Source organism: Pantoea vagans (assembly GCF_004792415.1).
GTDB lineage: Bacteria > Pseudomonadota > Gammaproteobacteria > Enterobacterales > Enterobacteriaceae > Pantoea > Pantoea vagans.
The window spans coordinates 1,783,086-1,803,681 of sequence record NZ_CP038853.1 but is presented as its reverse complement, the minus strand read 5'-3'; the positions used below and the strand labels follow the sequence as shown (position 1 = coordinate 1,803,681).

Annotated in this window: 19 protein-coding genes; 11 read left to right on the top strand and 8 right to left on the bottom strand. The window is 55.8% G+C overall.

The window, feature by feature from the left end; translation table 11 throughout:
• Nucleotides 1-57 precede the first annotated feature (57 nt).
• A complete protein-coding gene (locus EGO56_RS08360) occupies nt 58-558 on the bottom strand; it encodes a GAF domain-containing protein (protein ID WP_135908494.1) in 501 nt (166 codons plus the stop codon).
• A 213-nt stretch (nt 559-771) separates the two neighbouring features.
• Between EGO56_RS08360 and yebS the strand changes: the two genes are divergently transcribed.
• The 3 genes from yebS to rsmF all read left to right on the top strand — a co-directional run bounded on the left by yebS (nt 772) and on the right by rsmF (nt 6,438).
• Nucleotides 772-2,016, top strand: coding sequence for a membrane integrity lipid transport subunit YebS (yebS, locus tag EGO56_RS08355; RefSeq protein WP_135908492.1), 1,245 nt, complete (start codon nt 772-774; stop codon nt 2,014-2,016).
• Nucleotides 1,985-4,618, top strand: a complete 2,634-nt coding sequence (locus EGO56_RS08350; protein WP_135908490.1) for a PqiB family protein — start codon at nt 1,985-1,987, stop codon at nt 4,616-4,618. Before yebS ends, EGO56_RS08350 begins: the two co-directional genes overlap by 32 nt.
• A 392-nt stretch (nt 4,619-5,010) precedes the next feature.
• The gene (gene rsmF, locus EGO56_RS08340; RefSeq protein ID WP_197732146.1) at nt 5,011-6,438 is read left to right on the top strand and encodes a 16S rRNA (cytosine(1407)-C(5))-methyltransferase RsmF; all 1,428 of its coding nucleotides are present in this window, start codon (nt 5,011-5,013) and stop codon (nt 6,436-6,438) included.
• 1 nt (nt 6,439) lies between these two features.
• Here the strand turns inward: rsmF and EGO56_RS08335 are convergent, their stop codons facing one another.
• From EGO56_RS08335 to EGO56_RS08320, 4 genes are all read right to left on the bottom strand, one after another.
• Nucleotides 6,440-7,087: a metallophosphoesterase gene (locus EGO56_RS08335; protein WP_135908485.1), complete on the bottom strand. Its 648-nt coding sequence runs from the start codon at nt 7,085-7,087 to the stop codon at nt 6,440-6,442.
• 232 nt (nt 7,088-7,319) lie between these two features.
• Nucleotides 7,320-7,568 (bottom strand): DUF1272 domain-containing protein, encoded by a 249-nt coding sequence (locus tag EGO56_RS08330; RefSeq protein ID WP_033783299.1) that lies wholly within the window; start codon nt 7,566-7,568, stop codon nt 7,320-7,322.
• A gap of 149 nt (nt 7,569-7,717) precedes the next feature.
• Nucleotides 7,718-9,076, bottom strand: coding sequence for an MFS transporter (locus tag EGO56_RS08325; protein ID WP_135908483.1), 1,359 nt, complete (start codon nt 9,074-9,076; stop codon nt 7,718-7,720).
• A 135-nt stretch (nt 9,077-9,211) separates the two neighbouring features.
• The gene (locus EGO56_RS08320; RefSeq protein WP_135908481.1) at nt 9,212-11,242 is read right to left on the bottom strand and encodes a choline transporter; all 2,031 of its coding nucleotides are present in this window, start codon (nt 11,240-11,242) and stop codon (nt 9,212-9,214) included.
• A 255-nt stretch (nt 11,243-11,497) separates the two neighbouring features.
• Here EGO56_RS08320 and betI point away from each other — a divergent pair, with 255 nt between their 5' ends.
• From betI to EGO56_RS08280, 8 genes are all read left to right on the top strand, one after another.
• Nucleotides 11,498-12,091 carry a transcriptional regulator BetI gene (betI, locus tag EGO56_RS08315; protein WP_135908478.1) on the top strand — a complete coding sequence of 198 codons (594 nt, stop codon included), beginning with the start codon at nt 11,498-11,500 and terminating at the stop codon, nt 12,089-12,091.
• A 14-nt stretch (nt 12,092-12,105) separates the two neighbouring features.
• Complete coding sequence (gene betB / locus EGO56_RS08310) at nt 12,106-13,578, top strand: betaine-aldehyde dehydrogenase (protein WP_135908476.1); 1,473 nt, start codon at nt 12,106-12,108, stop codon at nt 13,576-13,578.
• A gap of 23 nt (nt 13,579-13,601) precedes the next feature.
• Entirely contained in the window at nt 13,602-15,284 is a 1,683-nt protein-coding gene (gene betA / locus EGO56_RS08305) for a choline dehydrogenase (RefSeq protein WP_135908474.1), read from the top strand.
• A 428-nt stretch (nt 15,285-15,712) separates the two neighbouring features.
• Nucleotides 15,713-16,063 carry a multidrug/spermidine efflux SMR transporter subunit MdtJ gene (gene mdtJ, locus EGO56_RS08300; RefSeq protein ID WP_013358123.1) on the top strand — a complete coding sequence of 117 codons (351 nt, stop codon included), beginning with the start codon at nt 15,713-15,715 and terminating at the stop codon, nt 16,061-16,063.
• Nucleotides 16,050-16,379 (top strand): multidrug/spermidine efflux SMR transporter subunit MdtI, encoded by a 330-nt coding sequence (gene mdtI, locus EGO56_RS08295; RefSeq protein ID WP_095707087.1) that lies wholly within the window; start codon nt 16,050-16,052, stop codon nt 16,377-16,379. Before mdtJ ends, mdtI begins: the two co-directional genes overlap by 14 nt.
• Nucleotides 16,380-16,579: 200 nt before the next feature.
• On the top strand, nt 16,580-17,722 hold the full coding sequence (locus EGO56_RS08290; protein WP_135908472.1) for an acyltransferase family protein: 1,143 nt from the start codon (nt 16,580-16,582) through the stop codon (nt 17,720-17,722).
• A gap of 160 nt (nt 17,723-17,882) precedes the next feature.
• On the top strand, nt 17,883-18,143 hold the full coding sequence (locus tag EGO56_RS08285) for a hypothetical protein (protein ID WP_013358126.1): 261 nt from the start codon (nt 17,883-17,885) through the stop codon (nt 18,141-18,143).
• Between the two features lie 116 nt (nt 18,144-18,259).
• Nucleotides 18,260-18,445, top strand: coding sequence for a hypothetical protein (locus EGO56_RS08280; RefSeq protein ID WP_013358127.1), 186 nt, complete (start codon nt 18,260-18,262; stop codon nt 18,443-18,445).
• Nucleotides 18,446-18,541: 96 nt separating this feature from the next.
• On the opposite strand, the gene EGO56_RS22285 is transcribed toward EGO56_RS08280, so the two are convergent.
• From EGO56_RS22285 to EGO56_RS08270, 3 genes are all read right to left on the bottom strand, one after another.
• Nucleotides 18,542-18,679 (bottom strand): hypothetical protein, encoded by a 138-nt coding sequence (locus tag EGO56_RS22285; protein ID WP_167493426.1) that lies wholly within the window; start codon nt 18,677-18,679, stop codon nt 18,542-18,544.
• A 216-nt stretch (nt 18,680-18,895) separates the two neighbouring features.
• On the bottom strand, nt 18,896-19,918 hold the full coding sequence (gene adhP, locus EGO56_RS08275) for an alcohol dehydrogenase AdhP (protein ID WP_135908470.1): 1,023 nt from the start codon (nt 19,916-19,918) through the stop codon (nt 18,896-18,898).
• 289 nt (nt 19,919-20,207) lie between these two features.
• Nucleotides 20,208-20,492, bottom strand: coding sequence for a hypothetical protein (locus tag EGO56_RS08270; protein WP_135908468.1), 285 nt, complete (start codon nt 20,490-20,492; stop codon nt 20,208-20,210).
• Nucleotides 20,493-20,596: the final 104 nt, after the last annotated feature.

The window sequence follows — 20,596 nt, the reverse complement described above, 5'->3', positions numbered from 1 at the left end:
GCATGAACAGGCGACATTATAATGACAACATCGCTAAATGCCATGTGATCCAGTCGATTAGCTGCGCGTCAGCTGCAGATATTTTTCTAAGTCGCTGTTCGCAAGCACTTCACAAAGCCCATCAGTCAGTGTGACCAGCCCCGATTCGTCGTCGCTGTCAAAGCGATTGTACTCAACGCTGTCGATGTCCAGCACTCCAACCACAGTGCCATTCACTTTCAGAGGAATCACAATCTCAGCATTACTGGCAACGTCACAGGCGATGTGGCCCGGGAAAGCATGCACATCATCTACGCGTTGCACTTTTTCTTCTGCCAGCGCCGTGCCACACACACCTTTACCGACCGGAATACGCACACAGGCGATTTTCCCCTGGAACGGGCCAAGCACCAGCGTATCGGCTTCCGTCAGCAGGTAGAAACCTGCCCAGTTCACGCCATCGAGACGTTCGTACAGCAGCGCGCTAAAGTTTCCCATCGCGGCGAGGAACGCCGTTTCTCCCGCCAGCAAGGCGCGCATATCGCGATTCAAATCGGCGTAAAAGGCAGTTTTGTTCATTATTCAACCGTTACCAATGACATCTGAACGGGTAATAGAGACCGTTCGTTAAAAATAAGTTTTAAATATCCAGAGCCACAAGGTGAATCATAGCGTTAGTTGCTATACCCTTAGCATTCTGTGGATCGAAGCGTGATGCCCGAGACAGGCACACAGACAATGTCTTAATGACCGATATCTGTTCCCTCTGAAGAGCGAAAATTGCATCACCCTATGAAAATTCACGCTATCAGCCAGACATTGCCTCACGCACGTTATCAGCGTTGCCCGCAATGCGATACCCTTTTTTCCTTACCGGATGTGAAAACGCATCAGTCGGCACACTGCCCGCGCTGCAACGCTGAGATTCTCAGTGGACGCGACTGGCCAATGACCCGACTGATGGCCATGGCCGCCACCATGATCGTGTTAATGCCCTTCGCCTTTTCCATGCCGCTGGTGGATATCCGGCTGCTGGGTATGCGCATCAATGCCAGCGTACTGGAAGGGGTGATTCAGATGACCCAGCAGGGTGATGTGCTGACCGCTTCGATGGTGGCGTTCTGCACTATTGGCGCGCCGGTTACACTGGTCGCCGGCATCTGTTATCTCGGTATCGGTCATCGCCTGGGCATGAACCTGCGGCCCGTATTGATCATGCTGGAGAAGCTCAAAGAGTGGGTGATGCTCGACATCTATCTGATCGGCATCGCCGTGGCATCCATCAAAGTGCAGGACTATGCTTCGCTGGAGATTGGCTATGGGCTGGCGGCTTACATTGCCCTGACGGTGCTGAGCGTGCTGACCATGATCCATCTGAATATGGAGCAGCTGTGGGAGCATTTCTATCCGCAAAGCCCCGGCAATATGGCCCGTGACGACATGCAGGTCTGCCTCAACTGTCATAACACCGGCATACCTGACGAACGGGGGCGCTGCCCGCGCTGCCACACGCCGCTCGACTTCCGACGCCGCCACAGCCTGCAGAAATCCTGGGCCGCGCTGATCGCGTCGATCGTACTGCTGATACCCGCGAACCTGATGCCCATTTCCGTGGTTTACCTCAACGGTTCACGGCGCGAGGACACCATCTTCTCCGGCATCCTGGGGCTGGGTGAAGGCAACATTCCGGTGGCAGCGATTGTGTTTATCGCCAGTATTCTGGTGCCCTTTACCAAAGTACTGGTCATGCTGACCCTGCTGCTCAGCATTCATTTCCGCTGTGAACAGGGACTGAGAACCCGCATCCGGTTGCTGAGGTTTGTGACCTGGGTTGGCCGCTGGTCCATGCTCGATCTGTTTGTCATTTCATTAACCATGTCGCTGGTCAACCGTGATCAGCTGCTGGCTTTTACCATGGGACCGGCTGCGCTATTTTTTGGCGCGGCCGTCATCCTGACCATTATGTCTGTTGAGTGGCTGGACAGCCGCCTGCTCTGGGATGCACATGCAACAGGAAACGCCGACTACACCGACTAACGCAACGCTGCGTAATAAGCGAAAAATTTCGCCCTTCTGGCTGCTGCCGGTCATTGCGATGCTGATCGCCTGCTGGCTGCTCTGGACCAATTATCAGGAGCGCGGCACCACTATCACCATCAATTTCCAGACGGCGGATGGTATCGTGCCGGGTCGTACCCCGATCCGTTATCAGGGCGTGGAAGTAGGCACCGTGCAGGGTATTAATCTCAGCGACGATTATCGCAGCATCCAGATTAAAGCCAGCATCAAGAGCGACATGCGCGACGCGCTGCGTGAAGATACCCAGTTCTGGCTGGTGACGCCCAAAGCTTCACTGGCGGGCGTCTCGGGTCTGGATGCGCTGGTCGGTGGTAACTACATCGGGATGATGCCAGGTAAAGGTAAACCCAGCGAGGCGTTTACCGCGCTGGATACGCAACCGAAATATCGGGTCAATACTGGCGAGCTGATGATCCATCTGCATGCGCCCGATCTCGGCTCACTCAACACTGGCTCGCTGGTCTACTACCGCAAAATTCCGGTTGGCCGGGTCTATGACTACAGCATTGATAATAAAGCCGATGGCGTGGCAATTGATGTGCTGATTGACCGTCGCTTTATCAATCTGGTGAAGACCAACAGCCGCTTCTGGAACGTGTCGGGCGTCAATGCCGACGTCAGCCTGAGCGGGGCTAAAGTCCAGCTGGAAAGTCTGGCGGCGCTGGTTAATGGCGCGATTGCGTTTGACTCACCGCAGGGGGCGGAAACCGCCAAAGCGGAGCAGAACTACCGGCTCTATCCCGATCTGGCGCACAGCCAGCGCGGCGTACAGATCACGCTTGACCTGCCCAACGGTAAAAATCTCAAGGCCGGCAGCACGCCGCTGATGTACCAGGGCCTGGAGGTCGGTACGCTGACCAAACTGAACCTGCTGGATGGCGGCAAGGTGACCGGCGAGCTGACGATTGATCCTTCTGTGGTCGGCCTGATGCGCAGCGGCACCCGCATCGAGATGCACAGCCCGAAAATCAGCCTGACCGATACCAGCCTCAGCGCACTGCTGACCGGTAATACGCTGGAACTGGTGCCGGGTGAAGGCGAACCGCAGCAGCACTACACCGTGCTGGCGTCCAATGAGACCCTGCTGCAGAAACCCAACGTGCTGACGGTAAAACTCAGCGCACCTGAGAGCTACGGCATCGATCAGGGCCAGCCGCTGATGCTGCACGGCATGCAGATTGGTCAGGTGATGTCGCGTTCGCTGGATGAAAATGGCGTCAATTTCGTCGTCGCGGTCAATCCTGAAAACCGTAATCTGGTGCATGGCGACAGCAAATTTATCGTCAACAGTCGCCTCGATGTGAAGTTCGGCCTTGATGGCATGCAGGTGTTAGGTGCCAGTGCCCGCGAGTGGGTGGATGGCGGTATCCGGCTGGAGCCGGGTAAAAAAGGCGAGCCGAAAACGGCCTATCCGCTGTTTGCCGATGCTGAAAAAGCGGACGAAGGCATTACCGGCGATGGCCCGTCCACGACGCTGATGCTGACCGCCAGCAGCCTGCCTGACGTACAGGCCGGTTCGGTCGTGCTTTACCGTAAATTCCAGGTGGGTGAGATTGTCAAAGTGACGCCGCGCGCTGACGCCTTTGATATCGCGGTGCACATTCAGCCGGAGTATCGCAAGCTGCTGACCAGCGAAAGCGTGTTCTGGGCTGAGGGTGGCGCACGCGTCAGCCTGAACGGCAGCGGCCTGACGGTGCAGGCCTCGCCGCTTAACCGTGCGCTAAAAGGCGCAATCAGTTTCGACAATATGAGTGGTGCGCAGTCGGTCAAAGGGGCTAAACGCATGCTCTACTCCTCTGAAACCGCCGCCCGCGCGGTGGGCAGTCAGATTACGCTGCACACCTATGACGCCAGCAAACTCTCTGCCGGAATGCCGATTCGTTATCTCGGTATCAACGTTGGTCAGGTGGAATCTCTGTCGTTAAGCAAAGATAACAATCAGGTCGTGGCGAAAGCCGTACTTTACCCTGAGTATGTGAATGACTTTGCCCGCCTCGGCAGCCGTTTCTCAGTGGTTTCACCGGAGATTTCCGCTACCGGCGTGAATCATCTGGAGACCCTGTTGCAGCCATACGTCAACGTTGATCCGGGCAAAGGCAGTGCCGCACGCACCTTTGAATTGCAGGAGAGCACCATTACCGATTCGCGCTACCTGAATGGCCTGAACATTTATGTTGATGCCACCGAGGCGGGTTCCCTGTCGCTGGGTACGCCGGTGCTGTTCCGGGGTGTGGAAGTGGGTACCGTCACCGGCACGTCACTGGGGAACATGGCGGACCGCGTGCAGATCGCCCTGCGCATCAGTAAGAAGTATCAGCATCTGGTGCGGAACAATTCGGTGTTCTGGCTGGCGTCCGGCTACAACCTCGACTTCGGTCTGGTAGGCGGCGTGGTGAAAACCGGGACCTTCCAGCAGTTTATTCGCGGTGGCATTCAGTTTGCGACGCCACCGACGGTGCCGCTGGCACCGCAGGCCAACCCCGATAAACACTTCCTGCTGCAGGATGAAGCACCGAAAGAGTGGCGCAACTGGGGAACGGCGATTCCGTCTCCGCAGTAAAGGCTAACTCAACCGGGCAGACTGTTCTGCCCGGTTGAGCGTTTAAATCAGCAGTGGCTCAGGGAGCATACGCCTTCCGCAAAGACGCAAAAGACGCCCTCTAAGGCTAGGCTCAGCGCGGGCGATTACGTACCTCATCCCTGAGGTGCGCCCGTAGCCGGGCCAACGCTTCGCGTTGTTCAAAAACGCTCCCGGCGTTTTTGTCCCTGGACCGCGATGCTTTGCTCCAGGCGTGTGCTCCCATCGCTTTGCGTTTTGAGCCGTCGGAAAAAGCGGATTCCGAGCGGCCAATATGAGCCTTCACGTTATTCACACCCTCAAACGGGCAGCCTGGCTGCCCGTTTTCATTCCTCATGGTACACTGCCGCCTTTGCCTTAACTGGAATGTGCCCGTGTCAGATGCGTCTTCGTTTTTCCCCGCCGATTTTCTCTCATTAATGCGTCAGAGCCTGCCCGATGAGGCGAGCTTCGCGCAGTTCATCGCTTACAGTCAGCAGCCCCTGCGCCGCAGTATTCGCGTCAATACCCTGAAGATCAGCGTGGCCGATTTTCTGAGCCAGACGGCGGGTTATGACTGGCAGCTGACGCCGGTGCCGTGGTGCGAAGAGGGATTCTGGATCAGCCGGGAAGATGAGAGCCTGCCGCTGGGCAGCGTGGCTGAACATCTCAGCGGCCTGTTTTACATCCAGGAAGCCAGCTCCATGCTACCGGTAACCGCCCTGTTTGACGCCCAGCCAGAGGTCAGCGCCGTGATGGATATGGCAGCGGCACCGGGTTCTAAAACCACCCAGATTGCGGCCCGGATGGGCAATCAGGGCGTTATCCTCGCAAATGAGTTCTCCTCCAGCCGGGTAAAAGTGCTGCACGCTAATATCAGCCGCTGCGGCGTCAGCAACAGTGCCCTGACGCACTTTGACGCGCGGGTCTTCGGGCCAGCGCTGCCGGAACAGTTCGACGCCATCCTGCTGGACGCGCCCTGCTCCGGCGAAGGAGTGATTCGCAAAGATGCAGATGCGCTGAAAAACTGGTCGCTGGCGAGCACCGAAGAGATCGCCGCGACCCAGCGCGATCTGCTCGACAGTGCCTTTCACGCACTCAAACCCGGTGGCACGCTGGTTTATTCAACCTGCACACTGAATCAGATTGAGAATCAGCAGGTGATTGACTGGCTGCTGCAGCGCTATCCGGATGCGGTTGAGGTCGTGCCGCTCGACGGGCTGTTTGAGGGTGCCGATCGGGCCGCGACACCCGAGGGCTATCTGCATGTCTTTCCGCAGATGTTCGACAGCGAAGGCTTTTTCGTGGCGCGTCTGCGTAAAACCGCATCAGTCGAGCCACTGCCTGTGCCGGGCTACAAAGTCGGCAAGCTGCCCTTCTCCCATCTCAGCCGTAAGCTGGAAAGTGAGATCGTACAGGCTGCCGCTGCTGTCTCTGTCAAATGGGATGACGCACTGGAACTCTGGCAGCGAGATAAAGAGATCTGGCTGTTCCCTAAGGCCGTTACCCCGCTGCTGGGCAAAGTGCGCTTCTCGCGCATTGGCCTGAAGCTGGCAGAAACCTTTGCTAAAGGCTATCGCTGGCAACATGAAGCGGTGATAGCACTGGCGCAACCTGATGCGACGCAGACCTTTGAGCTTACGGCGGCAGAAGCAGAAGAGTGGTATCGCGGCCGCGATATCTATCCGGAAACGGCACCGGCTAACAATGAGATGATTGTGACCTATCAGCAGCAGCCGCTGGGGCTGGCGAAGAAAGTCGGCAATCGCATCAAGAACAGCTATCCACGCGAACTGGTGCGTGACGGCCGCCTGTTCCGCTGAGTCACTTTAGTTGCAGCATCGTCAGATGATTGCCAAACACTGCGCCGGTATCGATGTAATGCAGATTGGCAATCGTCAGCGGCTGTTTCAGCGGAGTATGACCGAAGTAAAAGGCATCTGCGCCACGGATGCCCGCCTGCTCACCTGACTCCAACTCCTCCAGTCGCTGACGGCTCCAGACTATCTTTTGCCAGTCGAGTGGCTTATTCAGCGCGTATTCCCGTGCCGGATAGTCCGCATGAGCAATCACAACAGTGCGCTCACCCAATTGCAGATGCAGTATCAGCGGCAGTTCACGGCAGCGCCGCAACGCGTGGCGGGCCGCGATTAACGCTGCGCCCCGCAGCCGAAAGAACCAGTCGCCCCCGTTCATTTGCCAGAGCGCCATGTCCTGCCCCTGTAACGCCGACAGCGCCATCTCTTCATGATTGCCGCGCACGCAGCGAAACCAGGGCTCCTGCAGCAACGCCAGACAGCCCAGACTGTCTGGCCCGCGATCGATGATGTCACCAACCGAAATCAGTAAATCCTGCTGCGGGTCAAACTGATGTTGCTGCAACAGCGCATCAAGTTCGCGGCGGCAGCCATGCAGATCGCCAGTGACCCAAATCCGTCGCCATGCTGCGCCATTCAGGAATTCATAATACATCGGTGCATGCGCCTCTCTGTGCTGAAAGTACCCTAAGAGTATAAGAGCTGACGGTGAACAGGAGTGAGGAGAGAGAAAGCAGGGTGTGAAAGAGAAGGCGTCACGCTGTCGGGAATGAAAAATTCGCCGGGCCTGAAAAGTGCGTCCCTCCCGGCGCTTATCTCCGGCACTCAGTTAAGGTGGTAGCTCTGTCAGGGACGAAATTCATCATAACGACATCGGGCCGCGCAGGCTATTCTGCCTCTGACGTATTCGTCGTCATTTGAGATCGGCTGCGCATTTTAGCTGGATATTTCTGTAGCTTCTCTGCCGGACGCACCGGACGGCGCACCAGTTCACCACCGCAGTTGGGACAAACATGCGCGAAATGCTCATCGCAGTCAGCGCAGAAAGTACATTCAAACGAGCAGATGCGTGCCGCCAGAGAGGATGGCGGCAGATCGACGTCGCAGCGTTCACAATTAGGGCGCAGTTCCAGCATGGTGTGACTCCTGAAGAAACGGGTTACCCAGCATCGCCGCTGCTGGCCCGGATGTCGAGCCAGCGACCGGACAGAAGTGAGCCAGATCCGGACATCATGCATTTAACCCCGCAGAGAGGGGCGAACAACGTGATGCCCTGTCGCGGCTATTAATGACGCTGATCTTCCCGAACATCACCGGGATGATCATCGGGCAATACCTCTTCATCAGCCGTTTCAGCATCCTCATCGCTCTCCACTTCCGGCTCCTGACCGCCCATTGACGCCTGAATCACCTCCTCTTCCAGCGTCGGGATCAGCGCAGCACCCAGTGGTGAGGTCGCCAGACTGTCAGGCATGACCACGTGCGGCAGCGGCACTTCGGTTGTGGGAAGCGGACCTGGCGCACGGACAAAACTGAGTCCGCCAATCACCAGCGCACAGAGCGCAAAGAAGAGATAAAGCATATTGCTGCCCAGCGGCTGCATCAGCGCACCCACCACCAGCGGGCCGATACTGGCACCAATACCAAATGCCATCAGCAGACAGGCGGTTAACGACACGCGGCGCTCGGCGGCAACCTGATCGTTGGCAAGCGCCACCTGCAACGGATAGAGCGCGAACTGCATCATGCTGGCGGCAAAGGCGATGCCGATCATCCAGTCAAACGTCAGATGCGGCAGCAGGATCAGCGGGACGCAGATGACGGCAAACAGCATGGCAATGATAAATAACAGCCGCTGACGATCGTAGCGGTCAGAAAGCCAGCTCAGCGGAAACTGCGACACCAGCCCGGCAAAGATCGTAAGACTCATAAAATAGCCGGTCTGGCTGGTGGTGAAGCCTTTGCTGCTGCCATAAACCGGTGCCAGACCGTAGAAGGCACCAATGACCATGCCGGTTACCAGCGTGGTGCCGAGCAGTTTGGGGATGGTGCGGATAAAATAGCCCAGTTCCATCGGCGCGGGTGTCATCGGCCTGACATGGGTGCGGGTGGTCAGCGCTATCGGCACCAGACAGAGCGCGAAGCAGAGTGCGACAATCAGCAGCGTGCTGACACCAAATCCGGTCTGCAGGCTCAGTATCACCTGTCCGCCACTGAGTCCAAGGTAGGTCGCGACCATATATAAGCCGAAAATCATGCCACGCTGGGACGATTCCGCCTGATCGTTGAGCCAGCTCTCCAGCACCATGTACTGGCACATCATGCAGAGTCCGATAATCAGACGCAGAAAGACCCACAGCGGAATAAAGTCAGTCAGGCCGTGACCCACCACGGAGGCGGTAATAATTCCGGCGCAGGCCACATAGGCGCGGATATGGCCGACGCGGGCAATCAGGTTGTGCCCTACCTTGCCGCCAATCACCAGCCCGATATAGTTTGCCGCGATAATCGCACCAATCAGCGCACCGTTAACCTGCTCACTGGCCAGCCGTAATGAGACATAGGTGGTCAGCAGACCGGAACCGAGCAGCATCAACAGCGTGGTGGTGTAGAGCGGCAGAAACGTACTGAATATTTTTCCCATATGACTCCCTGTCTATACCCTTCAGGCATCAGGCCAGCAAAGCCCTAAAGATAGACGATATCGGCAGGCGACGGCGTTTAACAACTCGTCGATGGCAAAAAAAAGCCCGCCAGCACACTGCTGACGGGCCCTGGTTTACACGCTCGGGAAGCTGATATTGCTGCCCGGGGCTTCACGGTTGAGATGGATGAAGTTCAGGTGTCGCTCATACTGATCCAGTATGTCGATGATCACCTGCTCTTTGCTGTAATCCATCAGGTCGTTACCCTGGCTGCCCTCCATCAGGAAGGTTTCCAGTCGATAGTAGGTCGACTTACCGCTGCGGGCGCGATAGGTAAACCCCGGAATCGAATATTGCTGCGGCCAGACCTGATAAATGAAGTCCTGCTCGTCGCCCAGATGGACGCGCAAATCCAGATAGCCAATCGGGTTCGCCTCATCTGCTTCGACACTTTCCAGCGTGACGCGGGCATCACGCAGTTCCAGCTCTTTCGCCACTTCCTGCATCGCCGGGAAAATGGTCTTTTCCATCATCTGCTGGGTGTAACGCGAGCCTGGGTAGTTCATCAGGCGTGACAGACGCTTCTTCCAGGTCAGACGGTCGGTCGCATGCGCCAGATAGGGCGCGGTGTCGCGCGTCGCGCTGGCCCGGCGGTGATCCTCAATCTTCAGCGATTTAAACAGACCCGCCATCACAAAGAAGATCACAAAGCTGAACGGCAGTCCCATGATCACCGTGGTGTTCTGCAGGGCAGTAATCCCGTTAGTCATCAGCATGCTGAGCGTCAGCACCCCAATCGCTACGGACCAGAAGATGCGCAGCCAGTTCGGCGCATCGCTGTTAATGTCTTTCAGCCGCGAGGTGAAGTTACCCAGCACCAGCGAACCGGAATCCGCCGAGGTAACGTAGAACAGCATGCCGGTGATGGTGGCAACCGATGCGCTGAGCTTAAACGCCGGATACTGCGCCAGCAGACTGTAGAAGCCGCGCTCCGCATGGTTCATCACTTCCTGCGCAAATTCCGTATTGCCGTGAATAATCTGGTACAGCGCCGCGTTACCGAACACGGACAGCCACAGCAGCGTAAAGGTAAACGGAATAATCAGCGTGCCCAGTACGAACTCACGGATGGTACGACCGCGTGAGATACGCGCCAGGAACAGGCCGACAAACGGTGACCAGGCCACCCACCACGCCCAGAAGAAGAGCGTCCAGCTGTTCATCCATTGAGTCGGACGATCAAAGGCAAACGTATTGAGCGTCATGCCCATGAAGCGGTTGATGTAATCGCCGACGTTAAGCACCAGCGCATTCAGCAGGAACTCGGTGTTGCCGAAGAACAGCACAAACAGAATCAGTCCCAGCGCCATGATCACATTGAGTTCGGAGAGGAAACGAATCCCTTTATCAACGCCCGACGTTACAGAGATGGTGGCGATCACCACGGAGAGGACAATCAGCGCAGTCTGCGCGGTCAGGCCTTCCGGGATATCAAACAGCACTTTCAGGCCGTAGTTCAGCTGCACGACCCCAATGCCGAGCGTAGTGGCGATACCAAAGATGGTGCCGACCACGGCTGCGATATCTACCGTGTGACCAATCGGGCCATAGATGCGTTTACCGAAGATGGGATAGAGCGCCGAACGAATAGTCAGCGGCAGGTTATAGCGGTAGCTGAAGTAGCCCAGCGCGATGCCCATCAGTGCATACATCGACCAGCCAGTCAGTCCGTAGTGGAACAGCGTCCAGACCATCGCCTGGCGGGCGGCTTCCAGCGTCTGCCCTGCTCCTTCCGGCGGCTGCATATATTGCGTCACCGGTTCGGCGACCGAGAAGAACATCAGGTCGATGCCAATCCCGGCAGCAAACAGCATGGCGGACCAACTGAGCACGCTGAATTCGGGTTTGGAGTGCTCCGGCCCGAGCTTAATAGAGCCAAAGCGTGAGCAGGCCATATAGAGCACAAAGACAATATAGAGCGTGGCAGCCAGCATGTAGTACCAGCCGAAGGTGGCGGAAACCCAGTTGACCGCCTTGAGGATCCAGCTCGCGGCCAGTTCACTGTAGAGAATCGTCACAAGTGAAAACGTCAGAATCAATCCGGCAGAGGTATAAAATACAACGGGATTGAGTCTGTCTTTTTCACCGGCAGGTGGATTATTCATCGATTACCTCTGGTTAATGTCCTGAAAATACGCAATGGATACGTCTTGCCGCCCACGGTGTTCAGGCCGTGCGGCTCTGTTTCGTTCTGTCACTTCCTGTTAATCGCTATGACAATCCAGCCTATTTTAGCACTCATTGCCGTTTCGCTTACGCTACATTTAAAAAACAGCATCCTAACAAATTTTCTTTTTATATTGAACGTGCAATCAAAAAAAGATTTAATAGGGGCTCGATTTGAGGGTGGAGCTGGAGCTATGCCAAAGGTAGGGATGCAGCCGATACGACGTCGGCAACTGATTGATGCGACCCTGAGCACGATTAATGAGATGGGGATTAATGATGCCACGATTGCCCAGATTGCCCGACGGGCCGGGGTCTCAACCGGCATCATCAGTCACTACTTCAGGGACAAGAACGGTTTGCTGGAAGCTACGATGCGTGATGTGACGCGTCAGCTGCGCGAAGCGGTATTGACGCGGCTGAAACCGCTGGCCGATGCTTCCGCAGAACAGCGGCTGTGTGCCATTGTCGACGGGAATTTCGATGAAACCCAGGTGCACACCGCAGTGATGAAAGCCTGGCTCGACTTCTGGTCGAGCAGCATGCATCAGCCCCAGCTCAACAGACTTGAGCGGGTCAGCAGCCGTCGGCTCTACTCAACACTGGTGGTCGAATTCCGGCGTGAACTGCCACTGGAAAAAGCACGCCTGGCCGCACACGGTCTGGCGGCCCTGATCGACGGTCTGTGGCTGCGCGCCGCGCTGAGCGGTAAGCCATTCGATCCCGCTATCGCCCTCACACTGACCACCCAATTCATCCGTCAGCAACTGGCTGGCGAGCACGAATAACGGAAGGAGAAAACATGTCCCGATTCACCGAGCAGAAACTCTACATCGATGGCGCTTATGTTGCCGCAGCGTCTGGCGAAACGTTCCAGACGATTAATCCGGTCAACGGCGAAGTGCTGGCAGAGGTTCATGCCGCCGGCCAGGACGATGTCAATCGCGCCGTTGCTGCCGCCAGAAAAGGCCAGAAGGTCTGGGCCGCCATGACCGCCATGGAGCGTTCACGCATCCTGCGTCGCGCCGTCGATATTCTGCGTGAGCGTAATGATGAGCTGGCAGAGCTGGAAATGCTCGACACCGGTAAGCCTTACAGCGAAACCTCAGCGGTCGATATCGTCACCGGTGCCGACGTGCTGGAGTACTACGCGGGTCTGGTTCCGGCGCTGGAAGGTCAGCAGATCCCCCTGCGTGAAACCTCCTTTATTTATACCCGCCGCGAACCGCTGGGAGTGGTCGCCGGTATCGGTGCCTGGAACTACCCGATTCAGATCGCCCTGTGGAAATCCGCACCTGCACTGGCAGCGGGTAACGCGATGATTTTCAAACCCAGCGAAATGACCCCGCTTACCGCCCTGAAGCTGGCTGAAATCTACACCGAGGCGGGCCTGCCGGATGGCGTGTTTAACGTGCTGCCGGGCATCGGTTCGGTGACCGGTCAGCTGCTCACTGAGCATCCTGGCATTGATAAAGTCTCCTTCACCGGCGGCGTTGTCAGCGGCAAAAAAGTGATGGCCAATGCAGCGGGTTCAACGCTGAAAGAGGTCACCATGGAACTGGGCGGTAAATCACCGCTGATCATCTTTGATGATGCCGATCTCGATCTGGCCGCAGATATCGCCATGATGGCGAACTTCTACAGCTCCGGTCAGGTCTGCACCAATGGCACCCGCGTCTTTATTCCTGCAAAACTGCAGGCGGCGTTCGAGGCGAAAATCAGCGAACGCGTTGCCCGTATCAAAGCAGGCGATCTGCGTGACCCGGCCACCAACTTTGGCCCGCTGGTCAGCTTCAGCCATCGCGACAACGTGATGCGTTACATCGAGTCCGGCATTGCTGAAGGCGCACGCGTGCTGTGCGGCGGTAAACGTCTGACCGGTGGCGATTTCGACCAGGGTGCCTGGGTGGCACCAACCGTGTTCACCGACTGCCGGGATGAGATGAAGATTGTCCGTGAAGAGATCTTCGGGCCGGTGATGTCGATCCTGAGCTACGAAACCGAAGAAGAAGTGATCCGCCGCGCCAACGACACCGAATTCGGTCTGGCCGCAGGACTGGTGACGCAGGATCTGAATAAAGCACACCGTGTGATTCATCAGATCGAAGCCGGTATCTGCTGGATCAACACCTGGGGCGAGTCCGCCGCAGAGATGCCGGTGGGCGGCTACAAGCACTCCGGCATTGGCCGCGAGAATGGCCTGATGACGCTGCAGAGCTACACCCAGGTGAAGTCAGTGCAGGTTGAGCTGACGCGTTTTCAGTCAGTCTTTTAATCACTTAACCTGAGGAACGACGAATGGAATTTGATTACATTATTATTGGAGCCGGATCCGCAGGAAACGTTCTGGCGACCCGCCTGACCGAAGAAAGCAATGTGAGCGTTCTGTTGCTGGAAGCGGGCGGCCCGGATTACCGTTTTGATTTTCGCACCCAGATGCCTGCGGCCCTTGCCTTCCCGCTGCAGGGAAAACGCTATAACTGGGCGTATGAAACCGAACCAGAGCCTTACATGAACAACCGCCGCATGGAGTGTGGTCGCGGCAAAGGCCTGGGCGGTTCATCCCTGATTAACGGCATGTGTTACATCCGCGGCAACGCGATGGATCTGGACAACTGGGCCAGCGAGCCGGGGCTGGAAAACTGGAGCTATCTGGACTGCCTGCCCTACTACCGTAAAGCGGAAACCCGTGATATCGGCCCGAACGATTTCCACGGCGGCGATGGCCCGGTGTGCGTTGCAACCCCTAAAGCGGGCAACAACGTGCTGTTTGAAGCGATGATTGAGGCAGGCGTGCAGGCGGGTTATCCGCGCACCGACGACCTGAATGGCTACCAGCAGGAAGGTTTCGGTCCGATGGATCGTACCGTGACGCCAAAGGGTCGTCGCTCCAGCACCGCGCGTGGCTATCTCGATATGGCCAAAGGCCGCCCTAACCTGAAGATCATTACGCATGCCACCACCGATCGCATCATCTTCGACGGCAAGCGCGCGGTCGGCGTGGAGTATCTGCAGGGCGACAGCAACACCATTAACAAAGTGACCGCTCGCCGTGAAGTGCTGCTGTGCGCGGGCGCTATCGCTTCGCCGCAGATCCTGCAGCGTTCTGGCGTGGGTTCGCCTGAGCTGCTGAAGCAGTTCGACATCCCGCTGGTGCATGACCTGCCGGGCGTGGGTGAAAACCTGCAGGACCATCTGGAGATGTATCTGCAGTATGAATGTAAAGAGCCGGTTTCTATCTATCCGGCCCTGAAGTGGTGGAACCAGCCGAAAATCGGTGCAGAGTGGATGTTTAACGGCACCGGTATCGGCGCCAGCAACCAGTTTGAAGCAGGCGGCTTTATCCGCAGCCGCGAAGAGTTCACCTGGCCGAACATTCAGTATCACTTCCTGCCGGTGGCGATTAACTACAACGGGTCAAACGCCGTAGATGCTCACGGTTTCCAGTGTCACGTCGGCTCAATGCGTTCGCCAAGCCGCGGTCATGTGCGCCTGAAGTCACGCGATCCACGTCGTCATCCGGCCATTCTGTTTAACTACATGTCACATGAGCAGGACTGGCATGAGTTCCGTGATGCAATCCGCATTACGCGCCAGATCATCAACCAGCCAGCGCTGGATAAGTATCGTGGCCGTGAAATCAGTCCGGGCCTGGATTGCCAGACGGATGAGCAGCTGGACGAGTTCGTGCGTAACCACGGTGAAACTGCCTATCACCCATGCGGCACCTGTAAGATGGGTAATGACCCGATGGCCGTCGTGGACGGCGAAGGACGCGTGCATGGATTGCAGGGATTACGCGTGGTGGATGCGTCGATTATGCCGCTGATCATCACCGGTAACCTGAATGCCACCACCATCATGATTGGTGAGAAGATTGCCGATAAGATTCGTGGACGCGATCCGCTGCCACGCAGCACCGCCTCTTATTATGTCGCGGGTGACGCGCCGGTTCGCACCGTGCCGCAGCGCACAGAGTAATTTGTGACGGTGTCACGTAGCAATGGCCGGGCACACTGTTGCCCGGCTTTTTTTATGCAGGGTTGACGGCTCGCCTTTTCCATACATCCTTTTACATAGACTTCCTTTTTCAAACCATCAAACCTTAACCTGCGTCAAATAAAGCAGCATCTGCTGTTGATTTCATGATGTGCAGAATGCTATAAATCCGGCGTGGATTTAACCGGAGGCACTATCCGTCCACTGATGAGAAGCAACAATGTGGATGCGTTGTAAATTTTATGAGCAGAATGTTCATGTCACATCTTACCCCCACCTTCCTTTCTGGCTGGAACGTCGCCGATCAGCACTGGCGTAACGCCCTGTAGTCCCCTCACCACTTCGACACTGTTCTGAGTCTGCCCTGTGTACTGTGGCAGGTCGTCATTTATCGTTGCTGGAGAGCATCCATGTTCGCCTGGATTTTATTATCACTCGCTATTGTTACTGAAATTATTGGTACCCTTTTCATGAAGTGGTCCAGCGTTAATGGCAGCCATTCAGGCTACCTGATGATGCTGGGCATGATTGCCTGTTCCTATATTCTGCTGAGTTTCGCCATCAAACGTATCGCGCTGGGCGTGGCTTATGCCCTGTGGGAAGGTATCGGCATCATGCTGATTACCTTATTCAGCGTGCAGCTGTTTGGTGAAGCGCTGTCCGCGCTGAAAATCTGCGGGCTGGTGACGCTGATCGTCGGGATTGTGTTGATCAAGACCGGCACCCAATCATCAGCGGAGGTTAATCATGGTCATGGCTGATTTTGTGCATGCCGCCTGGCTGGCGCTGGCGATCATGCTGGAGATTGCCGCCAACATATTCCTTAAATACTCTGATGGGTTTAAGAAACCGCTGCACGGCGTACTGTCACTCTGCTGTGTCCTGCTCGCGTTCAGCGCACTGGCGCAGGCGGTCAAAGGTATCGATCTGTCGATCGCCTATGCGGTCTGGGGCGGTTTTGGCATCATCGCCACAGTTGCGGCCGGATGGGTGCTGTTTGGTCAGCGACTGAACCGCAAAGGGTGGGCCGGTCTGACCCTGCTGCTGGCCGGTATGATCCTGTTAAAGCTGGCCTGATGGATCCCCATAATCAGTAATCCAGGTTAAGGGTGTGTCACTGCACGCCCTTAACTTACTGTGCTTTACCTCCCTTTCCTGATTGATTTTTCTCTCTTTCCTGTGCTCGGAATCCTCTTACTTTTGTAAAGGGCCGTTTACATATCTTTTGCCTTAAGGCTTAGTGAGCGCCAAAAGCCGGATAAAAACGAGGAAAAGTTATGTCTGCAACACGAGGTTGGTCAACGGAGCTGGAAGGATTACGTGGCATTGCCTCTCTCTGGGTTCTGGTTGGCCATATCAGCTTACTGGTTCATTGCCACATCACGCTGATTTCATCACCGGGCATCGGGGTCGACCTGTTTATTCTGTTATCGGGTTATCTGATGGCGAAAAACTACGTCGAGCGCCAGCAGAAGGAGCCATGGCAGAGCGCGGAGACGATTAAGAAGTTCTGGATCCGCCGCTTCTTCCGTATCGCCCCACTCTACTATCTGCTGTTAATCATCGCCCTGATTTATGGCCCGTGGTTTGGTGAGATGCGTGACACCATTGCGCATTTCTATTCCGGCACCGCCACGGAGTCGTCGCGTTACAACGACCAGTCACTGGCAAACATCCTGACTCACTTCAGCTTCCTGTTTGGCATGCTGCCCGAGTATGGGTTTAACACCGTGCTGCCAGACTGGAGCATCGGGCTGGAGATGCAGTTCTATCTGCTGTTCCCGTTCATCATGCTGGTCACGCTGCGCTTTGGTTATGCTGCCTCGCTGATTGGCATCATGGCGCTCTGCTGCGCCGGTCGCTATGTGCTGGCCGATTATTATGAGGCGTTTGAGATGCCTTCGATGATCCTGATTAAGCTGAACATGTTCCTGGCGGGTATGCTGCTGGCCGAAGCGATTCGCCGTAAATCCCTGCTCTATGTTGCCTTTGCGCTGCTCGGCCCGGTCGTCACCGTAGCGATTGGCATGGACGCGATTAAGCTGCAGGTGATTATGGAGGCGCTGATGATCGTCGGTATGGCGGCAATTCTGTGGCAATACCCGCAGGGCAGCATGATGGCACAGCTGATTGCCCTGCCGCGTAAGCTGCTGAACAACCGCCTCAGCACCTGGCTGGGCGACGTCTCGTTCTCAGTCTATCTGCTGCACCTGCTGATTGTGATCCCGCTGATCGCCCTGCTGCTCACTCACACCGACATTGAGTATAAGAGCGATATGACACGCTTCCTGATTGTCTGCGTTTCCGCTATCCCTGTGACCTATGCGCTGGCTTCTTTACTCTATAAGTATGTTGAGAAGCCCGGCATTCAGATGGGTAAGCGCGTGCTGAAGCCGAAGCTGGCCGATCAGACCAGCTGAGTTCGCTAATAATCATGATTAAGCCCCTGACTGGGGCTTTTTTTTTGCCTCTGACGCTCGTTATCAGCCCTGCACAGGCATTGATTACGCGCCGTCGCCAGCACGCCTGTTTAGGTGAACTACACTTTCCCGGTTAGCAATCTGACGCAAAGGAGAGAACATGAGCATTCAGCATCTGCTGCTATCCAGTGACGGTGGCGCGGTGATTATTGAAGCAGAACAACTCGAAAGCGAGCTGGTTATCCCGCCCCATCTGCAGACCCTGAGCGGCGGTGAAGCTGACAGTGATACCGGCCATCGGGTGGCGGTCACAAAGCATTACTGTAAGGGACGCTACTATGCGGTTGCCCTGGATCGCCATGCGGCCAGTAATGAAATCGATGACGTGATTGACCTGCTGCATCCTGCCCCGCTGGATTAGCCTTTGTTGGCCACGCTGCCTTCAACGGCATGTTCCGCTGAGGGCCCGGCGGGAAAACGGCCTGTTAATGCCTTACCGCCACGCGGCATCACCATTTTCAGAAGAGGAAGAGCATTATGGAAAAGAAGAAGTGGTTTGTTTCCTACGTGATTAAGCCAAAAGGTGAAAATCATGTCACGACGCACGCCTTTATTGAGGGTGACAATGTTGAGGAGGCGCTCGAAGCCTTTATGTTTGAAACCAAAAAAAGCCTGTCGCTGGAAACGGAAGAACTGACGCTTCTGTCGGTAAGTCTGGTGTAACCTCTGATTAACCTCGCGATGGCGGGGTTTTTTCTGCCCTGTGTGAGGGTCATTTTCTATTTATTATACTTATAGTTTCCCTGGTGCGGCACTCAGTTACTTAGTGGGATAAGGCCAGGCGTGATCCATACCCGTTGATGACATCAGACCGGTCACGGCCAGATACGCCAGTATCAGGACAAACAGTACAATTGCAGCAATTTCAATGGATTTAAGTAAGTGATGCTTCGCCATAAATAACCCTCCTTCAGTTGTGTGTAATCAAGAGCTCACCTCATAAACTATAATGTTACCGGTAAAGTGCAAGTGAAAATCACACAATGAAACATAAAGCCGCGCTTATTAATGTTTGTGGAGAATACACGTTTAGGCTTTCACGTTGCAGGACCAGGCGCTGCAGGCATAAAAAAAGCCCGCAATACGCGGGCCTTAGTGACGCTCAGTTGGGTCCTAACTGGCAGACTGACCGGTAAAGTCGATCACCATCCTGCCGCGGATTTTGCCGTGAATCATCTCATCGAAGATGGCATTGACCTCACCAATCTTCCTTTTAGTTACCTTAGGTACCACATTGCCTTCTGCCGCAAACTGGAAAGCTTCCGCCAGATCGTTGCGCGTTCCGACCAGCGATCCCACCACCTGGATGCCATCAAGCACCAGTCGCGGGATATTCAGGCTCATCGCTTCCGGCGGCAGTCCGACTGCAACAACCCGACCTCCGGCTCTGACCGCATCCACCGCCGAGTTAAAGGCCGCTTTGGCGACGGCTGTAACCACAGCCGCATGCGCCCCACCGGTTTTCTCCTGAATAAAGCGTGCCGCATCTTCGCTGGCAGAGTTGACGACCAGATCGGCACCCATCTCTTTCGCCAGCGCCAGCTGTCCGTCACTGACATCAATCGCAATCACTTTGGCGTTAAAGACGTTTTTCGCATATTGCAGAGCGAGATTACCCAGCCCGCCAAGGCCATAAATCGCCAGCCACTGCCCCGGTTTGACCTCTGATACTTTTACCGCTTTGTAAGTAGTGACACCGGCGCAGGTGACGCTACTGGCGGCGAAAGGATCGAGTCCATCGGGAACTTTAACCGAGTAATCTGCAACAACAATACACTCTTCAGCCATGCCGCCATCGGCGGTATAACCGGCATTGATGACGTCTCTGCAGAGCGTTTCGTTACCGGAGTTACAATATTCACAGTGCCCGCAGCCCTTGAAGAACCAGGCGACGCTGGCGCGATCGCCCGGCTTGAGCGAGGTGACATCCGGCGCGACTTCCTCAACGATGCCGATCCCTTCGTGACCCAGCGTGACGCCGGTCTTATCACCAAAATCACCGTTCTTCACATGCAAATCGGTATGGCATACACCACAGCATTCCATCCTGAGCCGCGCTTCGCCGGTTTTGAGAGGACGCAGCGTCTTCTCAACCACTTCAACCTGGTGTTCACTATTAGCAATTGCCGCTTTCATAAACATTCCTCCTTTTGACTGGAGATTAAGAATAAGCCAAACGGAGATGATGACAAGATGACAGGTAAGCTTTGGGTGCTTGCTGCGGGAGTTGTTGTGACTTTTGCGAGTGGGGTCGGTTTTTTAGGGATCGTGTTTAGCGGCAACGCTTCGTCAGGCTTACGTTCTCTGTCGGGTAGAGATGAAGCGCGCTTACTGAACAATTTGGTCAGGTAAACATTGCGCGTTAAAAGGGGCGATTAAGCCCCTCTCGCTTCAGATGATTTCGTACTGATTGCTCAAACGCCTCTTAAGAGTGCCAGCGGTGAATGCCACTGTCAGCGGGTGGCGGCCCCATATGCTGAGCGGCACTATCCGGTGCTGGCGGTGGTCCCATATGCTGGGAAGCGTTGTTTGCCGCCGTAGCTGGTCCGGCGTGATGGCTCCAGCTGGTGTTGTTATGCTGGCCTTCATGATGACGATGCCAGTCAGAAGATGGGCCACGGTGATGACCCCCATCAGCCATCACACAACCTGACATTGCGGCACTTGCCAGCGCTAAAATCACACAAGGAATAACTTTTTTTAAGAACATAACTGACCCTGGTTGAATATCACCGGGGCAGGTTACGTCCCGGTTTTTATACGGTGGGTAAACGTTGGAAGGGGTTTGGGGAGGATGTTGGGGAGGGTTGATTG